Annotated in this window: 6 protein-coding genes; 3 read left to right on the top strand and 3 right to left on the bottom strand. The window is 71.7% G+C overall.

What is annotated here, in order from left to right; all coding sequences use genetic code 11:
* The first annotated feature begins 12 nt into the window (after window positions 1-12).
* The gene (locus ACFY7H_RS15115) at window positions 13-435 is read left to right on the top strand and encodes a YjbQ family protein (protein ID WP_388938074.1); all 423 of its coding nucleotides are present in this window, start codon (window positions 13-15) and stop codon (window positions 433-435) included.
* Between the two features lie 60 nt (window positions 436-495).
* On the top strand, window positions 496-1,971 hold the full coding sequence (locus ACFY7H_RS15110; protein WP_388938072.1) for an MFS transporter: 1,476 nt from the start codon (window positions 496-498) through the stop codon (window positions 1,969-1,971).
* 27 nt (window positions 1,972-1,998) lie between these two features.
* On the opposite strand, the gene ACFY7H_RS15105 is transcribed toward ACFY7H_RS15110, so the two are convergent.
* The 3 genes from ACFY7H_RS15105 to ACFY7H_RS15095 form a co-directional block, all read right to left on the bottom strand.
* The gene (locus ACFY7H_RS15105) at window positions 1,999-4,416 is read right to left on the bottom strand and encodes a SpoIIE family protein phosphatase (protein ID WP_388938070.1); all 2,418 of its coding nucleotides are present in this window, start codon (window positions 4,414-4,416) and stop codon (window positions 1,999-2,001) included.
* Entirely contained in the window at window positions 4,413-8,204 is a 3,792-nt protein-coding gene (locus tag ACFY7H_RS15100; protein WP_388938068.1) for a HAMP domain-containing protein, read from the bottom strand. The genes ACFY7H_RS15105 and ACFY7H_RS15100 overlap by 4 nt, the downstream gene beginning before the upstream one ends.
* 65 nt (window positions 8,205-8,269) lie before the next feature.
* Window positions 8,270-8,614: an STAS domain-containing protein gene (locus ACFY7H_RS15095; protein WP_388938067.1), complete on the bottom strand. Its 345-nt coding sequence runs from the start codon at window positions 8,612-8,614 to the stop codon at window positions 8,270-8,272.
* 189 nt (window positions 8,615-8,803) lie between these two features.
* On the opposite strand from ACFY7H_RS15095, the gene ACFY7H_RS15090 reads away from it, so the two are divergent.
* Window positions 8,804-9,724, top strand: coding sequence for a SigB/SigF/SigG family RNA polymerase sigma factor (locus tag ACFY7H_RS15090; protein ID WP_388938065.1), 921 nt, complete (start codon window positions 8,804-8,806; stop codon window positions 9,722-9,724).
* Window position 9,725 lies beyond the last annotated feature (1 nt).

The following is a 9,725-nucleotide window of genomic DNA, read 5'->3' as shown; positions in this document are numbered from 1 at the left end:
GAGGATGGAGGGATGACAGACACCTTCACCACACGGACGATCGACGTCACCACCGGCTCCGCGGAGACCGTCCACGATCTGACGGCGGCCTGCTCCGGCTTCCTGCGTGAGGTCGCCCGGGGGCGCGACGGGCTCCTCAACGTGTTCACCCCGCACGCCACGGCCGGGCTCGCCGTCATCGAGACGGGTGCGGGCAGCGACGACGACCTGCTGGAGGCCCTGCGGACGCTGCTTCCCGCCGACGACCGCTGGCGGCACCGGCACGGCTCCCCCGGGCACGGCCGCGACCACGTGCTCCCGGCGCTCGTACCACCGCACGCCACCCTGCCGGTCGTGGGCGGCGAACTGGCGCTGGGGACCTGGCAGTCGGTCGTCCTGGTGGACACCAACCGTGACAACCCCCGCCGTACCGTACGGCTGTCGTTCCTCGGCTGAGCCCACCCGTTCGGCCCCCGTGGCGGTTTGGGGTGCCCGGCGGCGGGCAACAGCGCGTGCATGACTGAGCTCGGGGGTCGTGTCGGAAGTCGGGATACGGGGACGGTCACCACGCGGGTGCCGGCGCGGCTGGACCGCCTGCCCTGGTCACGGTGGCACTGGATGATCGTGGTCGGGCTGGGCACCGTGTGGATCCTCGACGGCCTCGAGGTCACCATCGTCGGCAACATCGCCGGACGCCTCTCCGAGGACGGCAGCGGCCTGTCCGTCACCGACGCCCAGGTCACCGGCGTCGCCGCCGCGCTCTACGTGGCCGGGGCGTGTTCGGGAGCGCTGGTGTTCGGGCGGCTGACCGATCTCTTCGGCCGCAAGAGGCTCTTCCTGGTCACCCTCGCCCTCTACCTCGCCGCGACCGCCCTCACCGCCCTTTCCTTCTCGCCCTGGTGGTTCTTCCTCTTCCGCTTCCTCACCGGATTCGGCATCGGCGGCGAGTACGCCGCCATCAATTCGGCGATCGACGAGCTGATCCCGAGCAAGTACCGGGGCCGGGTCGATCTGATCATCAACGGCAGCTTCTGGCTCGGCGCCGTCGCGGGCGCGCTGCTGTCCGTGGTCGCACTCGACACGGACGTGTTCCCCGCCTGGCTGGGCTGGCGGCTCACCTTCGCGCTCGGCGTGGTCCTGGGGCTGGTGATCCTGCTCGTCCGGCGCCACGTGCCCGAGAGCCCCCGCTGGATGTTCATGCACGGCAAGGCCCGGGAGGCCGAGGAGCTGGTCGGCGAGGTCGAACGGCAGGTGGAGGCCGAGAAGGGGGTCCCGCTGCCCGAGCCGGACGAGGCGATCACCGTCACCCCGCACCGGAGCATCGGGTTCGGGCTGATCGCCCGGACCGTCTTCCGGTCCTACCCGCGGCGCGCCGTCCTCAGCCTGTCGCTCTTCGTCGGGCAGGCGTTCCTCTACAACGCCATCACCTTCGGCTTCGGCACCATCCTGATCCGCTTCTTCGACGTCTCCAGCGGCGTCACCGGCTACTACTTCGCCGTCATCGCCTTCGGCAACTTCCTCGGGCCGCTCGTCCTCGGCCGGTTCTTCGACACCGTCGGCCGCCGCCCGATGATCGCGGGCACCTACGTGTTGTCGGGGCTGCTGCTGTTCGCCACGGCCTGGCTGTTCGGCGCGGGCCGGCTCACCGCGCTGACGATGACGGCGTGCTGGTGCGCGGTGCTCTTCTTCGCCTCGGCGGGGGCGAGTTCGGCGTACCTGACCGTGAGCGAGATCTTCCCGATGGAGACGCGGGCGATGGCGATCGCGTTCTTCTACGCGATCGGCACCGCGGCCGGCGGCATCTCCGGACCGCTGGTCTTCGCCGACCTCACCTCCAGCGGCGTCCGCGCCGACACCGTCGTGGCGTTCTGCGTCGGGGCGGCGTTGATGGTCGCCGCGGGCGTGGTCGCCGCCTTCTTCGCCGTGGCGGCCGAGGGGCGCTCCCTGGAGCGGATCGCCGCCCCGCTCTCCGCGCGGTCCGACACCGCCTGAGCCCCCGGCACCCCGGCACCCCGTCCGTCAGTCGACCTGTACGCCGATCACGCAGGTGTCGTCGTCGGTGTCGGACCAGCTCTCGGTGAGCAGGCCGTCGAGGCGGCCGTCCAGGTCGTCGGCCCCCGAGGCGACCGTCCCCAGCAGATGGGCCAGGGAGTCCTGCACGGAGGCGTCCCGGCGCTCGACCAGGCCGTCCGTGAACAGCAGCAGGGTGTCCTGCGGTTCGAGCCGGACCTCCTGCTCGGCGTAGGTGACGTCGGGCAGCGCGCCCAGCAGCAGCCCGTCGATGAGGGGGAGGGCACTGGCCTCGCCCTTCCTGACCAGCACGGGAGGCAGGTGCCCGGCACGCGCCCAGCGCATGACGCGGGTCCGCGGATCGTAGAGGCCGCAGACGGCGGTGGCGGTGACCTGCTTGGTGAGGTGGTGGGTGACCGTGTTGAGCCAGGACATCAGCTGGGCGGGGCCGGCTCCGGTCACGGCGAGGCCGCGCATCGCGTTGCGCAGTACCACCATCCCGGTGGCCGCCTCGATGCCGTGGCCCGCGACGTCGCCCACCGACAGCATGATGAGGCCCGAGGGCAGGACGAGCGTGTCGTACCAGTCCCCGCCGACCAGGGACTCGGTCTCCGCGGGCCGGTAGCGTACGGCGACCTTCAGCCCCGGCGCCTCGATGTGGTGGTGCGGGGGCATGATGGCGTGCTGGAGCTGGAGGGCGAGCCGGTTGCGTTCGGCCGATTCCGCTTCCGTGAGGGCCAGCTGGTCGCGGGTGGCGGCGAGGGCCACCTCGGTCCAGTGCTGCGCGGAGATGTCCTGGTAGGCGCCGCGTACGGCGTGCAGGCGCTGGGCCGAGTCGAGGACGGGCTCGGCGACGACCCGGATGTGGCGGAGGATGCCGTCGGAGCGTCGCAGGCGCAGGTTGACGGAGGCGGGGCGGCGGTAGCGCATGACGGCGCGCAGGAAGCGGCCGAGGGCCGCGGCGTCGTCCGGGTGGGCGTAGTCGGGCAGGTTCCGCAGCGGTACGGGTGAGGCGGTGGTCGGCAGTCCGTGGAGGGCGTACAGCTCGGAGTTCCAGCTGATCTCCCCGGTGCCGAAGTTCTCCTCGAAACCGCCGATGCGGCCCAGGCGCTGGGCGTGCTGGAGCAGGTTCGCCAGCCGGGCGGTCTCGTCCTCGATGCGCCAGATCAGCAGGACCGCGGCGCCGTGACGGCTGACGCTGATGTCCGCGACCGAGGTCAGCGGGATCTGGTCGACGAGCGCCGTCAGGCTCACGCGCTCGGCCCGGAACGGTTCGCCGGTGGCGTGCACCCGTTCGATGCTCTCGAAGAGGCCGCTCTCGCCCGCGGCCATCGGGTAGGCCTCCAGCAGCAGCGCGCCGTTGACGTCGCCGCGCGGCCGGCCCACAGGGTCGACGAAACGGGTGTTCACGTGGCGGATGCGGAAGTCGGCCAGGCGGCCGTCCTGATCGAGTACCGGGGTCAGGATGATGGTGGGGTCGTGCAGCCCCTCGGCGAGGGCGATCAGCTCCGAGACGTCGGGGAGCAAGCCGTGCGGCGCCTCGGCGTCGGGCGCGACCGCCGAGTCCAGGGTGTGGGCGCACAGCTCGGCCAGTGCCTCGACCTGGCGCTGGATCTGCGGTGGCTGTGGCGGCAGGGGTTCGGGCCAGCAGACTTCGAGTACGCCGTGCACGCGTCCGCCGGTCCCGGCCGGGACGGCCATCCGGCCGCCGTCGGGCCAGTGCGGGCGCCCGATCGAGGGGATGCCGTCGCCCCGCGGGTCGGCGAGGGTGACCGTGGCGCGTTCGCGCAGGGCGAGGCGGGGCACGGTCGCGACTCCCGGGGGCACGTGACGCCAGCGGGAGGCCTCCTCGGCGGGGAACCCGGCGTGGCCGGCGAGGGTCAGCGAGCCGTCGGGGGCCGCGGCCCACACCGCCACGGCGACGGCCCCCAGCGGGGTCAGCGCGTTGGCCAGCAGGGATTCCGCCACGGCCTGGGTGTCGGCGGAGGCGAGGACGCCGCTCTCGGCGGTGCGCAGGCGTACCGCCACGTCGGAGGTGCGCGGGGCCGGCCCCGCGGCCGCGGTCCGTTCGACGAACTCGGCCGCGACCTCGGTGACATGGTCGCGGGCCGCCTGGTTGACGATGTCGGCGGCGAGTTCGAGGGGGGAGAGCCCGGCCTCTCGGCACAGCTCTTCGAGCTGGTGGGCCGCGGCGGCGGGGGTGCAGTCCAGGCGCCCCATCAGGATTCCCTTGGCCAGTTCGACCAGGGCCCGGCCGTCGGCGGCCGCGTGTGCCTCGCGTACCTCCCGGCGCAGGCGTTCGACCGTGGCGACGAGCCGCCCCAGGGGCGTGGCGGTCTGCCGGGGCAGTGACGGCGGCGGCCGGTCCCCGGCCGGCGCGGCGGCCGCTCGTTCCCCGGGGGACTGGGAGATCTCGGAAGGGATCACCGTACTGCCGCTCCCTCGTCCTGGCGGCCCGGTGCCGTCAGCCAGTGCCGGACGCGGCCGATGAGGTCGTCGGCGTCGACGGGCTTGGTCACGTAGTCGCTGGCCCCGGCCGCGAGGCTCTTCTCCCGGTCGCCCGGCATGGCCTTGGCGGTGACGGCGATGATGGGCAGGTCGGCGTGGGCGGGCATGCGGCGGATCTCCGCGGTCGCGGCGTATCCGTCCAGCTCGGGCATCATCACGTCCATCAGGATGAGGTCGATGCCGGGGTTGCGGGTGAGCGTCTCGATGCCCTTGCGGCCGTTCTCGGCGTGGAGGACCTGCATGCCGTGGAGTTCGAGGATGCCGCTGAGGGCGAACAGGTTGCGCGCGTCGTCGTCGACGACGAGGACGGTGCGTCCCGCGAGGTCCCCGTCGGGCAGCTGGTGGGCGGTCTCGGCTTCCGCCGTCCCGTCGACGAGCGGCGGCAGCTCGCCGGGCCGCTCGGTGGACAGGTGCAGGACGATGCGTTCGCGGAGCTCGTCCAGGCTGGTCAGCAGTTCCAGGCGGCGGGACGCGGCCCGCTTCCGCAGGGCCTTCTCCTGGCCGTTGTCCAGGCGCGGGTTGTTGTGGGCGAGGACCGGCAGGGAGCTGAGCGCGGGGTCGCCGTCCAGCGCGTCGAGGAAGCGCAGGGCTTCGCCGTCGGGCATGCCGAGTTCGAGGACGACGCAGTGGAACGGCTCGGAGGCCAGTGCCGCGGCGGCTTCGCGCGAGCTGGTGGCGCCGACGACCTGGATGCCCGGCTGCTCGGCGTTCCCGCCGTGGCGCGGTACGAGGTCGCGCTCGGCGCTCTCCGCTACGAGGGAGAGCAGGCCGCTCGGGCGTTCCTCGATGACGAGGAGGCGGCGGCCCTGGCGCTGGCGGGCGGGCGTGCTCGCGCCGTCACCCCCGTGCCGCGGGGCGGGGAGCTCGTGGACCGGGCCGCGGGGCGCGGGCGCCGGGGCGGCGGCCGGGAGGGCCGCCGGGCTTCCTTCGAGGTCCGTGTGGGTGACGGGAAGGTACAGGGTGAAGGTGCTGCCCTGGCCGGGAGTGCTCTCGGCCGCCACGGCCCCGCCGAGCAGCTGGGCGATCTCGCGGGTGATCGAGAGTCCGAGGCCGGTGCCCCCGTACTTGCGGCTCGTGGTGCCGTCGGCCTGCTGGAAGGCGCCGAACACGGATTCCAGCTGCTGTTCGGGGATGCCGATGCCGGTGTCGCGCACGCGGAAGGCCATCATGCCGCCGTGCCGGACCAGTCCGGTGGGGATCTCCGCGTCGGAGGCCCGTTCGATGCGCAGTTCGACCCTGCCGCGCTCGGTGAACTTGACGGCGTTGGACAGCAGGTTGCGCAGGATCTGGCGCAGCCTGGCGTCGTCGGTGAGCAGGTCGGCGGGTGAGTCGGGGGCGGTGGTGACGGTGAAGTCGAGGCTCTTCTGCGTGGTCATCGGCCGGAAGGTGGCTTCGACGTAGTCGAGCAGGTGCGGCAGGTGGACCTTTTCGAGGTGGATGTCCATCTTGCCGGCCTCGACCTTGGAGAGGTCGAGGATGTCGTTGATCAGCTGGAGGAGGTCGGATCCGGCGGAGTGGATGATGCCCGCGTACTCGACCTGCTTCGGGGTGAGGTTGCGGGTGGGGTTCTGGGCCAGGAGCTGGGCGAGGATGAGCAGGCTGTTGAGCGGGGTGCGCAGCTCGTGGCTCATGTTCGCCAGGAACTCCGACTTGTACTTGGAGGCGAGCGACAGCTGCTGGGCGCGGTCCTCGAGCTCCTGCCGGGCCTGTTCGATCTGCAGGTTCTTGGCCTCGATGTCACGGTTCTGGCTCGCCAGCAGCGCGGCCTTTTCCTCCAGTTCCGCGTTCGAGCGCTGCAGCTCCTCCTGCTGGTCCTGGAGTTCGGCGGAGCGGGCCTGGAGTTCGGCGGTCAGACGCTGGGATTCCTCGAGGAGTTCGTCGGTGCGGGCGTTGGCGACGATGGTGTTGACGTTGACGCCGATGGTCTCCATCAACTGGCTGAGGAAGTCGCGGTGGACGGGGGTGAAGGCGGAGAACGAGGCGAGTTCGATCACCCCGAGGACCTGGTCGTCGACGACGATCGGCAGGATCATCAGGCTGCCCGGCGTGGTGTGCCCGAGCCCGGAGGAGACGATGTAGTCGGCGGGGACCTGGTCGGTGGCGATGGTCCGGCGGCTGCGGGCCGCCTGGCCGACGAGGGAGTCGCCGAGCGCGAAGCGGACGGCCACTCCGTCGGACGCGGCACGTCCGTACGAGCCGACGAGGGAGAGCATCGTCCCCTGGGGGGTGTCCTCGGCCAGGTAGAAGGCCCCGTACTGGGCGGCGACCAGCGGGGTCAGTTCGTCCATGACCAGTTCGGCGACGGCCGCGAGGTCGCGGTGGCCCTGCATCAGTCCGGAGATGCGCGCCAGGTTGGACTTGAGCCAGTCCTGCTCCTGGTTGGCGCGGGTGGTCTCCCGCAGTGAGCCCACCATGGAGTTGATGTTGTCCTTGAGGTCCCCGACCTCGCCCGGAGCGTCCACGGTGATGGAACGGGTGAGGTCGCCCTCGGCGACGGCGCTGGTGACGGCGGCGATCGCCCGTACCTGGCGGGTGAGGTTCCCGGCGAGCTCGTTGACGTTCTCGGTGAGCCGCTTCCAGGTGCCGGAGACGCCCTCGACCTCGGCCTGGCCGCCGAGTCTGCCCTCGCTGCCGACCTCGCGCGCCACGCGCGTGACCTCGGCGGCGAAGGAGGAGAGCTGGTCGACCATGGTGTTGATGGTGGTCTTCAGCTCCAGGATCTCGCCGCGGGCGTCCACGTCGATCTTCTTCGACAGGTCGCCGTTGGCGACGGCCGTCGTGACGAGCGCGATGTTGCGGACCTGGCCGGTGAGATTGTTGGCCATGGAGTTGACGTTGTCGGTGAGGTCCTTCCAGGTGCCCGCCACGTTCGGGACCCGGGCCTGGCCGCCGAGGCGGCCCTCGGTGCCGACCTCGCGGGCCACCCGCGTCACCTCGTCGGCGAACGCCGACAGCGTGTCGACCATCGTGTTGATGACGCCGGCCAGCGCGGCGACCTCGCCCTTCGCCTCCACCGTGATCTTCTGCGACAGGTCGCCGCGGGCGACGGCGGTGGCGACCTGGGCGATGGAGCGCACCTGGCCCGTCAGGTTGGACGCCATGACGTTGACGTTGTCGGTGAGGTCCTTCCACGTCCCGGACACGCCCCGGACGGTTGCCTGGCCGCCGAGGTTGCCCTCGGTGCCGACCTCGCGGGCCACCCGCGTCACCTCGTCGGCGAACGCGGACAGTTGGTCGACCATCGTGTTGATGGTGGTCTTCAGCTCCAGGATCTCCCCGCGCGCGGTGACGGTGATGCGCTGGGAGAGGTCGCCCTTGGCGACGGCCGTCGCGACGTGGGCGATGTTGCGGACCTGGTCAGTGAGGTTTCCGGCCATGAAATTGACCGAATCCGTAAGGTCCAGCCAGGCTCCGCTGACCCCGGGGACCTCGGCCTGGCCGCCCAGCGACCCCTCGGTGCCGACCTCGCGGGCGACCCTCGTCACCTCGGACGTGAACAGCGAGAGCTGGTTGACCATCCCGTTGAAGACGGTGGCGATCTCCCCGAGCAGCCCTTCGGCGGCGTCGGGCAGCCGCGTACGGAAATCCCCGTCGCGCACGGCCGTCAGGCCCGCCAGCAGCAGCCGCAGCTCCGACTCCGTGATGCCGCCCTCACCCGGTACCACTGGCGCCCCGCCCGGTACCGCCGCGCCAGTCCGCTCAGCCATCGCCAACCTCACTCTCGCCGTCACTGCCGGTTGAAGGCTAACCCCGCTTGGGGAGTCCACCGGCCTCACGGGGCAAGGGCGCCCTCTACGTCGGAGTGCAGCGAGAGGACCGTATCGGCCCCGGTCAGGGCGAACAGACGGCGCAGCTGGTCGCCCGGACAGGCGATCCGCAGCCCGGTCCTGCGGTGCACCCGCAGGAGCAGGTTGAGGAAGGAGGAGTCGCCGAATGTGACGGAACTCGCGTCCAGGACCACCACCCGGTGCCGGTCCGCGGCGGCGGTCAGCGCCTCCTCGAGCGAGGCCAGCGTGTCCTGGTCCAGTTCCCCGCGCGCCGCGACGACCCAGCCCTGTCCCGCCGGGTAACTGGCCTCGACCACGCCGTCGCCCCGCACTTCCTCTGCCCCGGTCATGTCCGCCTCCCCGGATTTCACATGCACTGGTTCCGCAAGGGAGTATGCATCCTCGATCCCCCGGGGACGACGCCGCCGCCGCGCGGCACGTCCCGCGGAAGAATTCTCTTCGTCATGGACCGTGTAAGGCGCGGATCTCGGGGCAGGGGGGCAGCGGCAGCCATCGACAACAGGGAGGGAACGGCCACCATGCTTCGTTCGGCCGAATTCACACGCCCCGCTCGTGCGACGGACCACAGGGCTCCGGCATGCGCCCCCGCCACGGGGGCCGAGCCTCCGTCGGACGCCCTGCTCCCCCTCGTGGAGCAGCCCCGGGAGATCGCGCCCGGGGACGCCCGGGAGCTGTCCAGGCTGTTCTTCGCGCGGCTGCGTGCCCTGGAGGAGGGGACGCGGGAGTACCAGTACGCGCGCAACACCCTGATTGAGATGAATCTCTCCCTCGTGCAGTTCGCCGCCCGCCGTTTCCGGGCCCGGGCGGCCGGCGGGGGTCTCGACATGGACGACATCGTCCAGGTCGGCACGATCGGCCTGATCAAGGCCATCGACCGCTACGACCCCGAGCGCGAGGTGGAGTTCTCCACGCTGGCGCTGCCGTACATCACGGGGGAGATCAAGCGGCACTTCCGCGACACCACGTGGGCCGTCCACGTCCCGCGCCGGCTCCAGGAGCTGCGCTCCGAGCTGGCCAAGGCGCAGGAGGCGCTCACCGACACCCTGGGCCGGGCGCCGACGGTCAAGGAGGTCGCCCATCACCTCGGGCTGTCCGAGGAAGAGGTGATAGACGGCCTGGTCGCCGCCAACGGCTACACCAGCGGCTCCCTGGACGCCGGCGAGACGGACGAGGACCAGGGCAGCGGCCGCCCCGCCCGCGCGCTGGCGGAGAAGCTCGGCGATCTCGATCCCGCCATGGAGCTCTTCGAGGACTTCCACACCCTGGCTCCGCTGCTGCGGGAACTGGCGCCCCGCGACCGGCTGATCCTGAGCATGCGGTTCGGCCAGGACAAGACCCAGGCGGAGATCGGCGCCGAACTCGGGATCTCCCAGATGCAGGTCTCGCGGCTGCTGTCGCGCACCCTGGCCCGGCTGCGCGCCGGGATGCTCACCCCGTAGG

The organism is Streptomyces sp. NPDC012794 (genome assembly GCF_042901085.1).
Lineage (GTDB): Bacteria > Actinomycetota > Actinomycetes > Streptomycetales > Streptomycetaceae > Streptomyces.
This window is presented reverse-complemented; position numbering and strand designations above follow the sequence as displayed.